We start from the raw sequence: 16,023 nt of genomic DNA, 5'->3' as shown, positions 1-16,023 counted from the left end.
GGACGCCACGGCCGAAGCTTGCTGCAGGGCCGCTTCTGCCTGTTACCAATCAGATCTTTCGCGCGGAAGCCGCAATGTTTATGCTTGGGGGAAACTATCCAGTAACTCGGAGCCGCAATGAAGAGCGCAGCAGATGAAAAGCGCAGACGCGCTGGGGAACGGGAGAGTGTTTCGGGCGACCGACCCGGCGTCGACCCGGCCTTGTGGGTAAAGTGGTCGGAATCGGCGATGCTCGAAGGGATGAAATGGTTCGACGTATGGCTCCAAGGAACCCAGCGTTTCTGGAGTGTCGGGTTCAGGACACTAGGACGTCCCGTCACCGGAAAGGAGGATCTGCGCCGTGCGTCGGATATGCCGTGGATTCCGCATCTCGAAGCCGAAGTCATCCCCTTGCGCCGCAAGACCGACCAGCCCGGAGCCGAAGCGACACGCATCTCGATGCGGGTGCCGATGCCCTGGCCGATTGGGGGCGCGGACGTGATTTCGCTCCATGCGATCGTCGGCCGTCGCAGCAGCAAGGATGCCGAGTCTCAAGACGGAGAAGATTCAGCCGGTCCGGACGAGGATCGCAGAACGCAGGGGTAAACCGGCCGCGACAGACGTCCCAGCCAGAACGCCGGGATCATTGAAGCCAAGGCGCTCGGCGGGACTGCCAGCTTCCGTCTCAGATGCAGACGAAGCCGATAAGGTGCGGATTGTCGGTGCACGTCCTGCCAAGGGCAAAGTGCCCCTGTTTCCTGAGGACGACTTCCTCACGCGACAGCACGAATTCCTTTTCGCCGTCTATCAATACGAAAGTACCGTTGCTGCTGCGGTCGACAAGCACGAACTTGTCGCCGCGCAGCTCGATTTCGGCATGCTGGCGCGATGCGCGGGTATCGCTCAGCCGCAGGTCCGACAAGGGATCCCGGCCAAGCCGCGCGCTTGGCATCTGTGCATTGAGCACAAGCGACTGCGTGCCCAGATAAAGCCGCAGCTCCGGTTTTTCCTCGGCGTCGAAGTCGACCGTCTGCACCACAGTCAGGTCGCCTGCCGCCCCGCCGCACAGCAGTTCGAAGGGCTCGGTCAGCCGTGAAGCGCCGCGCAGGCTGCGTGCCTGCAGCGGGCGGAGCAGCGGGCGCCACTCGGCGCTGAGTTGCCGGGCCGTTTCCAGCGACGTGATGGCGCGCCCGGGCGACGCGAGTTCCAGCAGGCGCGCGGCGATGTTGACCGTGTCGCCGAACACGTCGCTGTCGTTTTCGACGACGGGTCCGTAGTGAAACGCGATGCGCACCGCCAGTTTCTGCCCGGCCGAGAGCGGTAGCTCCCGCACCACCTGGTGAATTCTGAGCGCAGCCTCGCAGCCGTGATCGGCTTCGCCGAAGACTGCCATCAGACCGTCTCCGGTGTGCTTGACGACCCGTCCGCGACGCCGTTCGATTTCGGCGCGCATTTCCTGCAGGCAGTGATCGACCAGCCGGAATGCCACAGAGTCGCCGACGCGTTCATAAAGGCGGGTGCTCCCGGCGAGATCCACAAAAAGCACAGTGCGTTCGGGCGGGTGAGGCTGAGCGTGGGTCATGGGGCGAATTATAAGGAATTGGCCCTCACTTCTGCGTCCTTCTGCCGACGCTGGGCTCTTGCTTACACTTGGGGAGCTCCGGGGTAATCCTGTATAGTGATCGCGATAACCCAAGCGCCGGCATATACGACCGCAGCGGGCGCCCTGTGCCACCTCCCATGTCCCGGTATTCTCAACGCCTCGACAGATCGGGCGCCGCACCGGTGTCGGATCTGTCGTCCTCCTCGCCGAAAGGGCTTCCTCGCAACGCTCGACACGAGCTGGGCGGGCGCTGGCGGCGCGGGCGTTCCCCGGAATGCGGAATGTCCGGACGACGGGCGAGGAGGGGCGAACGCGTGGGAATCCCTCGCCGGATGGATGATTGAAAGGAAAAGGAAATGGCCAAAGAAGAGCTGCTGGAAATGGAAGGGGTTGTCAACGAAGTGCTGCCCGATACGCGCTTTCGCGTGACGCTCGAGAATGGAGTCGAGGTACAGGCCTACGCTTCGGGAAAGATGCGCAAACACCGCATCCGCATCCTCGCCGGAGACAAGGTCAGTGTCGAATTGTCTCCGTATGACCTGACCAAAGCGCGCATCAGCTTCCGTCACAAGGACGAGCGGCCGGCGGGGGCAGGTGCTCCGCCCCAGCAGTTTCGCCGCCGCTGATGGCAATCATGGCGGCAAATGTGCTGCCATGTCGGGACTACGAGAAAAAACGGCGCATCCCTTCGTTCGGCAGGACCATGCCGGTTGAGCGTGCACGCTGCAGCAATTCCCAGTAGTAGCGGTAGGAGGCACGGTCGTGGAGCTTTCCGCGATGCTGGATCGGGCCCCAGCCGCCCTCCTGGGCGGCGGCGAGAATGTCACTCGCTTCTTCTACTTCGGAAAAATCCGGCCGCATCGCTTCGATGATCGGAAGGATCTGATTCGGATGGATGCTCCACATCCGCAGGTATCCGAATTCGCGTCGCGCCCGTTCGGCGTCGTGACGGATGAGTTCCATATCCTTGAGTTCCGTCGTCACGTTATGTGATGGAACGACGCCGTTGGCGAGCGCCGCGGCGGCAATTTCGACCTTCGCGCGAACGACGAGCGGATGCGTGAATTGGCCCGGGCTTTTCATCGCGGCGCCGGGAATCGCGCCGTGGTGGCCGGAGACGAAATCCATCAGGCCGAAGTCGAGTGATTCGACTCCCGGCAGTGCCGCAATATCCCACGCTTCGCGCAGGGCGCCGTGCGTCTCGATCAGGACGTGGACTGGAATTTCCCGTCCGGTCCGGGCGGCGGCCTCGAGTCTGCGCAGGGTTTCGATCTGGTGCCGCGTATCGGCCGCGGAGCGCACTTTCGGCAACGTGACGAACGCGAGCCGGCTGCCGGCGCGGGCAATGAGGATCTCGAGATCGCGCTGCCAGTGGGGGTGCGTGACGTCATGGATTCTCGCGCCGACGCGGCCGTAGCGGTTGTCGCCGCATACCACGATCTCGGCGACCATTTCGGCGTGCTCGGCTTCGGCGCCGGTGCGCGCGCCATCTTCGCAGTCGCAGGTCAGATCGAAGACCGGACCCATTTCGTGCTGAAGCGCCAGCGCTTTCCTCATCAGTTTTTCCGAACCGGCGTAGTGATCGACCGCGGTGAGGACGGGAAACGGCTTTTCGCCGGCGAACAGGACGTCAGCAGGGTGTCGCATGGCAGATCTCGGTTGGCTTGAAGAAAGCCGGATTCTCGGAGGAATCGCAGCACGTCAACATCAAAAAAAATGCCGCGGCATCGACCCGCGGCATTTTCTCGCAAAGAACCGGAAACGGTTACTTGAGCATGTCGGCGACTGCCGCGCGCTCGTCTTCGAGTTCGCCGAGGGTCTTGTTGATCTTTTCGCGCGAGTATTCGTCGATCTCCAGCCCCTGGATGATCTTGAATTCGCCGTTCTTGCACTCGCACGGGACGCCGAACACGATGCCGGCCGGGATGCCGTAGGAGCCGTCGGACGGCACGCCCATCGTCACCCAGTCATCGGAGCCGAGGGCCCAGTCGTGCATGTGGTCGATTGCGGCGTTCGCGGCGGAGGCAGCCGACGACAGGCCGCGCGCGTCGATGATTGCGGCGCCGCGCTTGCCGACGGTGGGCAGGAACACGTCGTTGTTCCACGCGTGGTCGTTCACCAGCGCTTTTACGGAGTCGCCGTTCGACGTGCAGAAACGGTAGTCGGCGTACATCGTCGGCGAGTGGTTGCCCCACACGACCATCTTCTTGAGGCTCGACACCGGACGGCCGGTCTTCGCCGCGAGTTGCGACAGCGCGCGGTTGTGATCCAGGCGCAGCATGCCGTGGTAGTTGTTCGGGTTGGTGCGGCCGACTTTCCGCGCAGCGGCGCCGGCGATGTAGGCGTTGGTGTTGCAGGGGTTGCCGACGACCAGCACCTTGACGTTCTCGTTCGCGTTCTCGGCGATCGCCTTGCCTTGCACGGTGAAGATCGCGCCGTTGGCGGTCAGCAGGTCGGCACGCTCCATGCCGGGGCCACGCGGGCGAGCGCCGACGAGCAGACAGTAGTCCGCATCCTTGAATGCGACGTTCGGGTCGTCGGTGGCAACCATTCCGGCGAGCAGCGGGAACGCGCAGTCCTCGAGTTCCATCATCACGCCCTTCACCGCCTTCTGGGCCTGGGGAAGATCGAGCAGTTGCAGGATCACGGGCTGGTCTTTGCCCAGCATCTCGCCGCTGGCAATGCGGAACAGCAGGCTGTAGCCGATCTGGCCGGCGGCGCCGGTGACGGCGACGCGCACGGGGGCTTTGCTCATGTGAGTACTCCCTCTAAAGCGAATTGAAGACAGTGAGAATAATTGGTCTGTCGCCCGCGATTTCAGTTCAGCGTTCGACTCGGGTGCCTGGTAAAGCCAGCCGCCGGGGCCAAAAGATGTTAGAAGCAAGTATCGCCGATGTCAATTCACCTCTCGTGTCTTATATAAGACACGAGACAGATGATGGACGCTGGAAAACTTTTATGATGAAATGCGCGAATGGCACAGGAATCCCCCACATTCAGTCCACTTTACCGGCAGATCAAGAGCCTGATCCTGCAGGCGCTCGAGTCTGGCGAGTGGCGTCCCGGCCAAGTGATTCCGAGCGAGCAGGAACTCGCTGCCCGCTTCAGCGTTTCGCAAGGCACAGTGCGCAAGGCCATCGATGAAATGGCGGCGGACAACCTGCTGATCCGCAAGCAGGGAAAAGGCACCTTCGTTGCGTCCCATAACGACCCGCGGGCTTTGTTCCGCTTCCTGCGGCTCGTGCCGATGGATGGCGATCTTGCGCCTCCGCAGAGCGTGCCGATGGACTGCTGGCGGGCGAAGGCGGGGCAGGAAGCGTCGCGCATGCTGGGCATCGAGCTCGGCGATCCGATCATCATCGTCCGTCGTTTGCTGAAATTCGCCGCCAAGCCCGTCGTCATCGACGAGATCTACCTGCCGGGCGAAGTGTTCCCGGGGCTCACGCTGGAAGTGCTGCAAAGCTGGAGCGGCTCGCTCTACAGCCTGTTCGAAACCCGTTTCGGCCTGCGCATGATCCGCGCACAGGAACGCCTGCGTGCCGTGGCGGCGGACCGCTCGACGAGCGAGGCGCTCAAAGTGCCCGAAGGAACGCCGCTGCTGTCGGTCGAGCGGGTCACCTATACGTACGGAGACCGGCCCGTCGAGTGGCGGCGCGGCCTTTATTCAACCGCGGAGCATTTTTATCTGAATGAACTGAACTGACGGGGCGGGATCGGGCGGAGCATGTTCCGCGTATATAATCCCGGCTCCTTGCAATCTGGGAGAACCGCGTCGGGAAACCGACGCTCATCGAGGGGGTAAAACAATATGTCAGAAGCCATAGTGCGCAAGCAGCGGCCAAAATTCCTGGCCCTGCACGAAATCCGGCTCCCGCTGCCGGGTTTCGTCTCGATTCTTCATCGGGTGAGCGGAGCAGGGCTGTTCCTGATGCTGCCGTTCCTGCTGTTCCTGTTCGACCGCAGCCTGGGATCGCCGGAGTCCTTTGAAACATACAAGAGTGTGGTGGCGAACCCGCTCGCCAAGCTGCTGCTGCTCGGCCTGCTGTGGGCGTACCTGCACCACTTCTGCGCCGGCATCCGTTTCCTGCTGCTCGACCTGCACAAGGGGACCGACCTCAAGTCCGCCCGCAACAGTTCGCGCATCGTGCTGGTCGTGAGCATCGCGCTGACCATCATCATCGGGGTGAAGTTATGGTAAAGCGTATCGTTGTCGGTGCTCACTACGGCCTGCGCGACTGGATTGCGCAACGTGCCACGGCCGTGTTCATGGTGGCCTTCACCATCCTGTTCGCGATTGCCGCGCTCCGCCTGCCGGAAATGAACCATGAAACGTGGTCCGGCCTGTTCCGCGGCGGCGTGATGCGCTTCTTCACGTTCCTGTTCTTCCTCGCATTGTTCTATCACGCATGGATTGGCGTGCGGGACATTTTCATGGACTACATCAACCCGGTCGGCGTCCGCCTGGTCCTGCATGTGGTAACGATCTTCGTGCTCGTCGGCTATGCCGGATGGGCTGCCCAGATTCTTTGGAGGCTGTGAGCGTGAACGTCGCAAAGCGTACTTTTGACGCGGTCATCGTGGGTGCCGGTGGAGCAGGGTTGCGTGCCGCCCTGCAACTTTCCGAGTCCGGACTGAAAACCGCCGTGCTGACCAAGGTGTTCCCGACGCGCTCGCACACCGTCGCGGCCCAGGGGGGCGTCGCCGCCTCGCTCGGCAACACCACCGAGGACAACTGGCACTGGCACATGTACGACACCGTCAAGGGGTCGGACTGGCTGGGCGACCAGGACGCGATCGAATTCATGTGCCGCAAGGCGAACGAGGTCGTCGTCGAACTCGAACACTACGGTATGCCGTTCGACCGCACCGACAACGGCAAGATCTACCAGCGGCCGTTCGGCGGCCACTCGCAGAATTATGGCCAGGCCCCGGTGTCGCGCTCGTGCGCGGCGGCCGACCGCACCGGCCACGCGATGCTGCACGCGCTGTACCAGCGCAACGTGCGCGCGAACACGCAATTCTTCGTCGAATGGATGGCGCTGGACCTGATCCGCGACGCCGACGGCGACGTGCTCGGCGTGACCGCAATCGAGATGGAAACCGGCGAAGTCTGTATCTTCCACGCGAAGGCGACGATTTTCGCGACCGGCGGCGCGGGACGCATTTTCCACAGCTCGACGAACGCGTTCATCAACACCGGCGACGGCCTCGGCATGGCGGCGCGCGCGGGTGTTCCGCTCGAGGATATGGAGTTCTGGCAGTTCCACCCGACCGGCGTGTTCGGTGCGGGCGTGCTGATCACCGAGGGCGTGCGCGGCGAAGGCGGCATCCTGCGCAATGCCTCCGGCGAGCGCTTCATGGAACGCTATGCGCCGAACCTGAAGGATCTCGCGTCGCGCGACGTCGTGTCGCGCTCGATGGTGACCGAGATCAACGAAGGTCGCGGCTGCGGTCCGGACAAGGATCACGTGCTGCTCGACATCACGCACCTGTCGCCGGAAACCATCATGAAGCGGCTGCCGGGCATCCGCGAGATCTCGATCCAGTTCGCCGGCGTCGACCCGATCAAGGCACCGATCCCGGTCGTGCCGACCGCGCATTACCAGATGGGCGGCATTCCGACGAACTACAAGGGTCAGGTCGTGGCGCCGAAGGACGGCAATCCGAACGCGCCGATCTCGGGCTTCTACGCTGCCGGCGAATGCGCGTGCGCCTCGGTGCATGGCGCGAACCGGCTCGGCACGAACTCGCTGCTCGACCTGCTGGTATTCGGCAAGTCGGCGGGCGAATCGGTCGTCGAGGACTTCCAGAGCGGCGACCTGAGCCTCAAGCCGCTGCCCGCGGACGCCGCCGACGTGTCTCTTGCGCGGCTCGCCCGCCTCGAGGGACAGAAGAACGGCGAGAGCGTGTTCGAAGTCGGCCTTGAGATGCGTCGCACGATGCAGAAGCACGCCGGCGTGTTCCGCTTCGATAACCTGCTGAAGGAAGGCGTCGCCAGGATCAAGGAAGTTGCCGAACGTTCCAGGCGCACCGAGATCAAGGACAAGTCGAAGGTGTGGAATACGGCGCGGACCGAAGCGCTGGAACTCGACAACCTGATCGAAGTGGCCAAGGCCACGATGGTCTCGGCCGAGGCGCGCAAGGAATCGCGCGGCGCGCATGTGCGTGACGATGCGCCCGACACCGCGGAATTCCCCAACGGCCGCAACGACAACCAGTGGCTCAAGCACACCCTGTGGTACAGCGAAGGCAACCGGCTCGACTACAAGCCGGTGACGATGAAGCCGCTGTCGCAGGATGTCGAGCCGATCGCACTCGCGAAACGCACCTACTGAGCGCGGGAGAAGGACAGAAATGAGCAAGCGCACCGTCAAATTGAAGATGTACCGCTACGATCCGGACAAGGACGACAAGCCGTACATGCAGGATTACACTCTCGAACTCGAACCGTCCGACAAGAAGCTGCTGGACGCGCTGGTTCGCCTGAAATCGAAGGACGACACCTTGTCGTTCCGCCGTTCGTGTCGCGAAGGTGTATGTGGTTCGGACGCGATGAACATCAACGGCAAGAACGGCCTCGCGTGCCTGACTGACATCGATGGCCTGCCGCAGCCGATCGTGCTGCGCCCGCTGCCGGGCCTGCCGGTGATCCGCGACCTGATCGTCGACATGACCCAGTTCTTCAAGCAGTATCACTCGATCAAGCCGTACCTGATCAACGACACTCCGTTGCCCGATCGCGAGCGCTTGCAGTCCCCCGAAGAGCGCGAAGAGCTGAACGGCCTCTACGAATGCATCCTGTGCGCATGCTGCTCGACGTCGTGCCCGTCGTTCTGGTGGAACCCGGACAAGTTCGTCGGCCCCGCGGGCCTGTTGGCGGCGTATCGTTTCCTCGCCGATACACGCGACGAGGCCACGACCGAACGCCTCGACAACCTCGAGGATCCGTACCGCCTGTTCCGCTGCCACAGCATCATGAATTGCGTCGACGTCTGTCCGAAGAATCTCAATCCGACGCGTGCGATCGGCAAGATCAAGGACATGATGGTCAGCCGGGCGGTATGAGCATCAACCGGGGACGCTTGCGCTGGCAATGCCGTCGGGCTTTTCTCGAGCTCGACCTTGTCTTCGCACGCTTTCTGGAAAGGGATTTCGACCGTCTCACGGACGGTCAACTGGCGGATCTGGAGGACTTGCTGCGCTGCGAGGACCATGAGCTTTGGGCTATGGTCAACGGCAGCGAGCCCTGCGGGAACGACCGGTGGAAGGAGATGATCGGCCTGTTGCGTCAGCAATGACCAGCAGGGCGTTCGTTACAGGGAGCTAGTAGTTACTACCGGCAAGCAAAAGGGATGACCTATGAGCACTGAACGCACTGCAACGCTAACCGTCGATGGCAAAACCGTCGAATTCCCGGTAATGACCGGCACCCATGGCAATGATGTCATCGATATCCGCACGCTGGGGGCCAAGACCGGTTTCTTCACTTACGACTCGGGCTTCCTGTCGACCGCGAGCTGCAAGTCCACGATTACGTTCATCGACGGTGACAAGGGTGAACTGCTCTATCGCGGTTATCCCATCGAGCAGTTGGCCGACAAGTGCAGCTTCCTCGAAGTCGCCTATCTCTTGAAGAACGGCGAGCTCCCGAACGGGACGCAGAAAGTGGAGTTCGAGAACACCATCAAGAACCACACGATGCTGCACGACCAGATGACGAAGTTCTTCACCGGCTTCCGTCGCGACGCGCATCCGATGGCCGTGATGGTCGGTGTCGTGGGCGCGCTGTCGGCGTTCTATCACGAAGCGCTGGACTTTTCCGACGCGGAGCACCGCAACATCTCGATCAACCGCCTGATCGCGAAACTGCCGACGATCGTCGCGATGGCCTACAAGTACAGCATAGGCCAGCCGTTCATGTACCCGCGCAACGAGTTCGACTACACGGCGAACTTCATGCACATGATGTTCGGCACGCCGTGCGAGAAGTACGAGCCGAACCCGGTGCTGGTGCGCGCGCTCGACACGATCTTCACGCTGCATGCCGACCACGAGCAGAACGCCTCGACCTCGACGGTGCGCCTGGCGGGCTCGTCGGGTGCGAACCCGTTCGCGTGCATCTCGGCCGGCATCGCCTGCCTGTGGGGCCCGGCGCACGGCGGCGCGAACGAAGCGTGCCTCAACATGCTCGAGGAAATCGGCGACGTATCGCGCGTCGGCGAGTACATCGCGCGTGCGAAGGACAAGAACGACAGCTTCAAGCTGATGGGCTTCGGCCACCGCGTCTACAAGAACTTCGACCCGCGCGCGAAGCTCATGCGCCAGGTCTGCTACGACGTGCTGGGCGAGCTGGGCCTCGAGAACGACCGCCTCTTCAAGCTGGCGATGGAACTCGAGAAAATCGCGCTCGAAGACCAGTACTTCGTCGAGAAGAAGCTCTACCCGAACGTCGACTTCTACTCCGGCATCGTGCAGAAGGCACTGGGCATCCCGACGTCGATGTTCACCTGCATCTTCGCGCTGGCGCGGACCGTCGGCTGGATCACCCAGTGGGAAGAGATGATCACCGACCCGGAATACAAGATCGGTCGGCCGCGCCAGTTGTATGTCGGCGCGGCACGGCGCGACGTACCGGTGCTTGAGCAACGTCCGTAAGAGACGAAAAGGGAGAGGCGGCGAACCAGTCCGACCACGACCTCGACGGGATGGCGCGATGTGGCCATCCCGTTTTTTTCGGGGCCGCCGGAGCAATTCGCCGATTGCAGCGATAACAAGACACACAGGTGGCAATCAACATGATGAAGCAGCTCCGATCGACTTCGTACCTGTTCGGCGCGAATGCGCCATTCATCGAAGAGCTCTACGAGAATTACCTCGCCGACCCGGCTGCGGTGCCGGAAGCCTGGCGCGGCTATTTCGACGCACTGCAGGCGCAGGCTGGTGCTGCGGTGCGTGATGTCGCGCATGGTCCGGTCATCGCGGCATTCACCGAACTCGCCAAGCGCGGCCCGGTGCGCACCGTGACCGCGGGCGGCGACGATCGTCGCCAGGTCAGCACGTTGCAGCTGATCAACGCCTATCGCTTCCTCGGCAACCGCTGGGCGAATCTCGATCCCCTCAAGCGCACCGAGCGGCCGCAACTCGCCGAACTCGAGCCGTCGTTCTACGGCTTTACCGAAGCGGACCTCAACCAGAGCTTCAACGTCGGGTCGTTCCACGGTTTTTCTGCCGATCACGCAACGCTGCGCGAAATTCTCGAAGCGCTGCGCCAGACGTATTGCGGCTCGATCGGTTCCGAATACATGCACATCTCGGATACCGGCCAGAAGCGCTGGATCCAGAGCCGGCTCGAGAGTGTCCGCGGTACGCCGCGCTTCTCCGCCGAGATGAAGAAGCGCATCCTCGAGCGCACCACCGCCGCCGAGACGCTGGAAAAATTCCTGCACACGAAATACGTCGGCCAGAAGCGCTTCTCGCTCGAAGGCGGCGAATCCACGATCGTCGCGATGGACGAGCTGATCCGCGTCGGCGGCACGCTCGGCGCGCAGGAGATCGTCATCGGCATGGCCCACCGCGGGCGGCTGAACGTGCTCGTCAATACCCTGGGCAAGTCGCCGTCGATGCTCTTCGCCGAGTTCGAAGGCAAGGCCGCGGCCGATCTCACCGCGGGCGACGTCAAGTATCACCTCGGCTTCTCGTCCGACGTCATGAGCCCGGGCGGCCCGGTGCATCTGACGCTGTCGTTCAACCCGTCGCACCTCGAGATCATCAATCCTGTCGTCGAGGGCTCGGTCTACGCGCGCCAGGTGCGCCGCAACGACACGGCGAAGAGCCAGGTGATCCCGGTGCTGATCCACGGCGACGCCGCGGTGGCGGGCCAGGGCGTGAACCAGGAGATGCTGAACTTCTCGCAGACGCGCGGCTATGGCACCGGCGGCACGGTGCATATCGTCGTGAACAACCAGATCGGTTTCACGACGTCCGACCCGCGCGACTACCGCTCGTCGCTCTACTGCACCGACATCTTCAAGATGGTCGAAGCGCCGATCTTCCACGTCAATGGCGACGACCCTGAAGCGGTCGCGTTCGTGACCGCGCTGGCCGTCGAGTTCCGCCAGGAGTTCAAGAAGGACGTCGTCGTCGATATCGTCTGTTACCGCAAGCTCGGCCACAACGAGCAAGACGAGCCGATGGTCACGCAGCCGCTGATGTACCGCAAGATCACCAGCCACCCGGGCACGCGCAAGCTGTACGCCGAGCGGCTGGTGACCGAAGGGACGTGCGCGCCCGACGAGCCGGAAAAGATGATCAAGGACTTCCGCGAGCATCTGGACAAGGGCCAGTTGCTGTACAACCCGGTGTTGTCCGGCCATAACCGCCAGTACGCCGTCGACTGGACGCCCTACATCGGCCAGCCCTACACCGACGAGGGCGAGACCGGCATTCCGCTGACCGAACTCAAGCGCCTGTCCGAGCGCCTGACGACGCTGCCCGAAGGCTTCAGCCTGCACCCGCGGGTCAAGAAGATTCTCGAAGACCGTGCCGCGATGGGCCAGGGCGACCTGTCGCTCGACTGGGGGATGGGCGAGAACCTCGCCTACGCGAGCCTGCTCGCGCAAGGGTTCGGCGCGCGCATCTCCGGCGAGGACGTCGGCCGCGGCACCTTCTTCCACCGCCACGCGGTGCTGCACGACCAGAAGCGCGAGCGCTGGGACCAGGGCACTTACGTGCCGCTGAAGCATATCCAGGACGGCCAGGGCGCGTTGCAGATTTTCGATTCGGTGCTGTCGGAAGAGGCTGTCCTCGCGTTCGAGTACGGCTATGCGACCGCCGAGCCGAACGAGCTCGTCGTGTGGGAAGCCCAGTTTGGCGACTTCGTCAACGGCGCCCAGGTCGTGCTCGACCAGTTCATCTGCTCCGGCGAAGCGAAGTGGGGCCGCCTGTGCGGGCTCACGCTGATGCTGCCGCACGGCTACGAAGGCCAGGGCCCGGAACACTCCTCGGCCCGGATCGAGCGCTTCATGAACAACGCCGCCGAGAACAACTGGCAGATCTGCGTGCCGACGACCCCTGCGCAGATCTTCCACCTGCTGCGCCGGCAGATGCTGCGCAAGGTCAGAAAGCCGCTGGTGATCATCACGCCGAAGTCGCTGCTGCGCCACAAGGAAGCCACTTCGACGCTGGCCGAACTGGAGGGCGGAAAATTCCGCACCGTCATCGGCGAGACCGAGGCGCTCGACCCGAAGAAGGTCAAGCGGGTGGTGCTGTGCCAAGGCAAGCTTTACTACGAACTGCTCGCCTATCGCCGAGAGAACGCCATCAAGGACACCGCGCTGGTGCGCATCGAGCAGCTCTATCCGTTCCCGGCCGCTGCCTTCGGGGCCGCCGTCGACCAGTTCCCGAATGCCCGGGAAATCGTCTGGACACAGGAGGAGCCGCGCAACCAGGGCGCCTGGTACTGGCTCGCGTCGCGCCAGCACCTCGTGAATGTGCTCGGACCGAAGCGCAAGCTTCTGCTGGTGTCGCGTCCGGCGGCCGCATCGCCGGCGGTCGGCTACTACGCGAAGCACAACGCGCAGCAAAAAGCGGTCATCGAGAACGCCTTCGGCCCGATCCAGGACTGACTGAACTCATAACATTGAACAATACCGGACAACACGGGGAGAGAAATTCATGTTGATTGAAGTGAAAGTGCCGCAACTGTCGGAATCCGTATCCGAGGCCACGCTGGTGTCGTGGCACAAGAAGGAAGGCGACGCGGTGTCGCGCGACGAGAACCTCATCGATATCGAAACCGATAAGGTCGTGCTGGAAACCCCGGCACCGGCCGACGGCGTGCTGGTGAAGATTGTCAAGGCCGACGGCGAGAACGTGACCAGCGGCGACCTGATCGCCCAGATCGACACCGAAGCGAAAGCGCCGGCCGGGACCAAGCGCGTCGAGGCGGTCCAGGCCGTTGCCGCGCCGGCACCGGCTTTGGCGATGGCCACCGGCGGAGCGCCGAGCCCGGCTGCGCGCAAGATCCTCGAGGAGAAGGGCGTTGCTGCCGGGGACGTTTCCGGCACCGGCCGCGGCGGTCGTGTGACGAAGGAAGACGCGGTTGCCGCCCAGCCGCGCGCCGCTGCGCCGGCCGCAGCCGCGGTTCCGACCGGCGATCGTGCCGAAGAGCGTGTGCCGATGACGCGCCTGCGTGCGCGCATCGCCGAGCGCCTGATCCAGTCGAAGAATGAAAACGCGATCCTGACGACGTTCAACGAAGTCAACATGGCGCCGGTGATGGCGCTGCGCAAGCAGTACGGCGACAAGTTCGAGAAGGCGCACGGCGTGCGCCTGGGCTTCATGGGCTTCTTCGTCAAGGCGGCGGTCACCGCGCTCAAGCGTTACCCGATCATCAACGCGTCGGTCGATGGCAACGACATCGTCTACCACGGCTACATCGACATCGGCATCGCCGTCGGCAGCCCGCGTGGTCTCGTCGTGCCGATCCTGCGCGACGCCGATCAGATGTCGATCGCCGACATCGAGAAGAAGATCGCCGAATTCGGCCAGAAGGCGAAGGACGGCAAGCTGTCGCTCGAAGAGCTCACCGGCGGCACGTTCTCGATCTCGAACGGCGGCGTGTTCGGTTCGATGCTGTCGACGCCGATCATCAACCCGCCGCAGTCCGCGATCCTCGGCATCCACGCGACGAAGGACCGTCCGGTCGTCGAGAACGGCCAGATCGTCATCCGCCCGATCAACTACCTGGCGCTGTCCTACGACCACCGCATCATCGACGGCCGCGAAGCGGTGCTCGGCCTGGTGGCGATGAAGGAAGCGCTGGAAGATCCGGCCCGTCTGATCCTCGACGTCTGATTGACCGGCTGCGTGGCGGACCGGCGCGGCAGCTTCGCCGTGCCGACCCGCCACGCTGTTCCCTTTCTCCGGAGTGAATAATGGCTGACAAGCAATTTGACGTCCTCGTCATCGGTGGCGGACCGGGCGGATACGTCGCAGCGATTCGCGCTGCACAACTGGGCTTCAAGACCGCGTGCGCGGAATCGAATCCTTATGCCGACCCGAAAGGCGAGCCGCGCCTCGGCGGCACGTGCCTGAACGTCGGCTGCATCCCGTCGAAGGCGCTGCTGCACACCTCGCATCTGTTCGAGGAAGCCGAGCACGCGTTTCCGGCCCAGGGCATCAGGCTCGAAGGCAAGGTGAGCATCGACGTGCCGGTGATGATCGGCCGCAAGAACAAGGTCGTCGACCAGCTCACCAGCGGCATCAAGGGCCTGTTCAAGAAGAACAAGGTCACTTTCCTCGCCGGACACGGCAGCTTCGCAGGCAACGGGCCGGCAGGGTATGTCGTCAGGGTCGGCGCGGAAACCGTCGAAGCCAAGCACGTCATCATCGCGACCGGCTCGAAGCCGCGCCACTTGCCCGGCATCCCGGTCGACAACAAGATTGTCTGCGACAACGTCGGCGCGCTGGATTTCGATTCGGTGCCGAAGAAGCTCGGCGTCATCGGCGCGGGCGTCATCGGCCTCGAGATGGGCTCGGTGTGGCGCCGCCTCGGCGCGGAAGTGACGGTCCTTGAAGCGCTGCCCGACTTCATGCCCTTCGCCGATGCGGACGTCGCGAAGGAAGCGCTGAAAGTCTTCACGAAGCAGGGGCTGGATATCCAGACCGGCGTGACGATCGGCGAGACCAAGGTCGGCGTGGACGGCGTGTCGATCGCCTACACCGGCAAGGACGGCAAGGAAGCGACGCTCGAATGCGAGCGGCTGATCGTCTCGGTCGGTCGCGTTCCGAACACCGACGGCCTGAACGCGAGCACGGTCGGGCTGGACGTCAGTGATCGTGGCCAGATCGTCGTCGACGGGCACTGCCGCACGAACCTGCCGAATGTCTACGCCGTCGGCGACGTCGTGCGCGGCCCGATGCTCGCGCACAAGGCGATGGAAGAGGCGGTGATGGTCGCCGAGATCATCGCCGGGCAGGCCGGCCACACGAATCTGGACACCGTCCCCGGCGTCATCTATACGTCGCCCGAGATCGCATGGGTCGGCAAGAGCGAGCAACAGCTCAAAGCCGAAGGCGTTGCCTACCGTGCCGGAAAGATTCCGTTCATGGCGAACGGGCGCGCGCTGGGTTCCGGCGACCCGACGGGTTTCGTCAAGATGCTCGCCGACGCCAACACCGATCGCATCCTCGGCGTGCATATCATCGGCGCAAATGCGTCGGAGCTGATCTCCGAGGCGGTCGTCGCGATGGAGTTCGGCGGTGCTGCGGAAGACCTGGCGCGCATCTGCCACGCTCACCCGACGCTGTCGGAAGTCGTGCATGAAGCGGCGCTGGCGGTAGACAAGCGGCCGCTGCATTTCTAATCGTCGGCCTGCCGCAAGACAGGGGTGGCGCGGGAATATCCTGGCCACCCCTGATTTCGTTTCCGAACATCGCTT

Annotated in this window: 15 protein-coding genes; 12 read left to right on the top strand and 3 right to left on the bottom strand. The window is 63.3% G+C overall.

Going from position 1 to position 16,023, the window contains the following annotated elements:
• Window positions 1–117: 117 nt before the first annotated feature.
• A complete protein-coding gene (locus tag pbN1_RS20185) occupies window positions 118–585 on the top strand; it encodes a hypothetical protein (RefSeq protein ID WP_169202052.1) in 468 nt (155 codons plus the stop codon).
• Between the two features lie 79 nt (window positions 586–664).
• On the opposite strand, the gene pbN1_RS20180 is transcribed toward pbN1_RS20185, so the two are convergent.
• Window positions 665–1,561 carry an adenylate/guanylate cyclase domain-containing protein gene (locus pbN1_RS20180; protein WP_169202095.1) on the bottom strand — a complete coding sequence of 299 codons (897 nt, stop codon included), beginning with the start codon at window positions 1,559–1,561 and terminating at the stop codon, window positions 665–667.
• 377 nt (window positions 1,562–1,938) lie between these two features.
• Between pbN1_RS20180 and infA the strand changes: the two genes are divergently transcribed.
• Window positions 1,939–2,208 (top strand): translation initiation factor IF-1, encoded by a 270-nt coding sequence (gene infA, locus pbN1_RS20175; protein ID WP_053421905.1) that lies wholly within the window; start codon window positions 1,939–1,941, stop codon window positions 2,206–2,208.
• Between the two features lie 37 nt (window positions 2,209–2,245).
• Here the strand turns inward: infA and pbN1_RS20170 are convergent, their stop codons facing one another.
• Both pbN1_RS20170 and pbN1_RS20165 read right to left on the bottom strand, forming a co-directional pair.
• Window positions 2,246–3,229, bottom strand: coding sequence for an HpcH/HpaI aldolase/citrate lyase family protein (locus tag pbN1_RS20170; protein WP_169202053.1), 984 nt, complete (start codon window positions 3,227–3,229; stop codon window positions 2,246–2,248).
• A gap of 118 nt (window positions 3,230–3,347) precedes the next feature.
• Window positions 3,348–4,337: a malate dehydrogenase gene (locus pbN1_RS20165; RefSeq protein WP_169202054.1), complete on the bottom strand. Its 990-nt coding sequence runs from the start codon at window positions 4,335–4,337 to the stop codon at window positions 3,348–3,350.
• A 219-nt stretch (window positions 4,338–4,556) separates the two neighbouring features.
• Between pbN1_RS20165 and pbN1_RS20160 the strand changes: the two genes are divergently transcribed.
• The 10 genes from pbN1_RS20160 to lpdA all read left to right on the top strand — a co-directional run bounded on the left by pbN1_RS20160 (window position 4,557) and on the right by lpdA (window position 15,948).
• The gene (locus pbN1_RS20160) at window positions 4,557–5,285 is read left to right on the top strand and encodes a GntR family transcriptional regulator (RefSeq protein WP_169118342.1); all 729 of its coding nucleotides are present in this window, start codon (window positions 4,557–4,559) and stop codon (window positions 5,283–5,285) included.
• Between the two features lie 105 nt (window positions 5,286–5,390).
• A complete protein-coding gene (sdhC, locus tag pbN1_RS20155) occupies window positions 5,391–5,780 on the top strand; it encodes a succinate dehydrogenase, cytochrome b556 subunit (protein WP_169202055.1) in 390 nt (129 codons plus the stop codon).
• On the top strand, window positions 5,774–6,121 hold the full coding sequence (sdhD, locus tag pbN1_RS20150; protein WP_169118340.1) for a succinate dehydrogenase, hydrophobic membrane anchor protein: 348 nt from the start codon (window positions 5,774–5,776) through the stop codon (window positions 6,119–6,121). Before sdhC ends, sdhD begins: the two co-directional genes overlap by 7 nt.
• A 2-nt stretch (window positions 6,122–6,123) precedes the next feature.
• On the top strand, window positions 6,124–7,917 hold the full coding sequence (gene sdhA, locus pbN1_RS20145; protein ID WP_169202056.1) for a succinate dehydrogenase flavoprotein subunit: 1,794 nt from the start codon (window positions 6,124–6,126) through the stop codon (window positions 7,915–7,917).
• A 19-nt stretch (window positions 7,918–7,936) separates the two neighbouring features.
• Window positions 7,937–8,647: a succinate dehydrogenase iron-sulfur subunit gene (locus tag pbN1_RS20140; protein ID WP_169202057.1), complete on the top strand. Its 711-nt coding sequence runs from the start codon at window positions 7,937–7,939 to the stop codon at window positions 8,645–8,647.
• Entirely contained in the window at window positions 8,644–8,880 is a 237-nt protein-coding gene (locus pbN1_RS20135) for an FAD assembly factor SdhE (protein WP_053421898.1), read from the top strand. Before pbN1_RS20140 ends, pbN1_RS20135 begins: the two co-directional genes overlap by 4 nt.
• 61 nt (window positions 8,881–8,941) lie before the next feature.
• Window positions 8,942–10,237 carry a citrate synthase gene (gene gltA / locus pbN1_RS20130; protein ID WP_169202058.1) on the top strand — a complete coding sequence of 432 codons (1,296 nt, stop codon included), beginning with the start codon at window positions 8,942–8,944 and terminating at the stop codon, window positions 10,235–10,237.
• Window positions 10,238–10,377: 140 nt separating this feature from the next.
• Window positions 10,378–13,206 (top strand): 2-oxoglutarate dehydrogenase E1 component, encoded by a 2,829-nt coding sequence (locus tag pbN1_RS20125; protein ID WP_169202059.1) that lies wholly within the window; start codon window positions 10,378–10,380, stop codon window positions 13,204–13,206.
• A gap of 49 nt (window positions 13,207–13,255) precedes the next feature.
• Complete coding sequence (gene odhB, locus pbN1_RS20120) at window positions 13,256–14,437, top strand: 2-oxoglutarate dehydrogenase complex dihydrolipoyllysine-residue succinyltransferase (protein WP_169202060.1); 1,182 nt, start codon at window positions 13,256–13,258, stop codon at window positions 14,435–14,437.
• Window positions 14,438–14,517: 80 nt separating this feature from the next.
• Window positions 14,518–15,948: a dihydrolipoyl dehydrogenase gene (gene lpdA / locus pbN1_RS20115; protein WP_169202061.1), complete on the top strand. Its 1,431-nt coding sequence runs from the start codon at window positions 14,518–14,520 to the stop codon at window positions 15,946–15,948.
• Window positions 15,949–16,023 lie beyond the last annotated feature (75 nt).

The organism is Aromatoleum bremense (assembly GCF_017894365.1).
In the GTDB taxonomy this organism is placed as follows: Bacteria; Pseudomonadota; Gammaproteobacteria; order Burkholderiales; family Rhodocyclaceae; genus Aromatoleum; species Aromatoleum bremense.
This window is presented reverse-complemented; position numbering and strand designations above follow the sequence as displayed.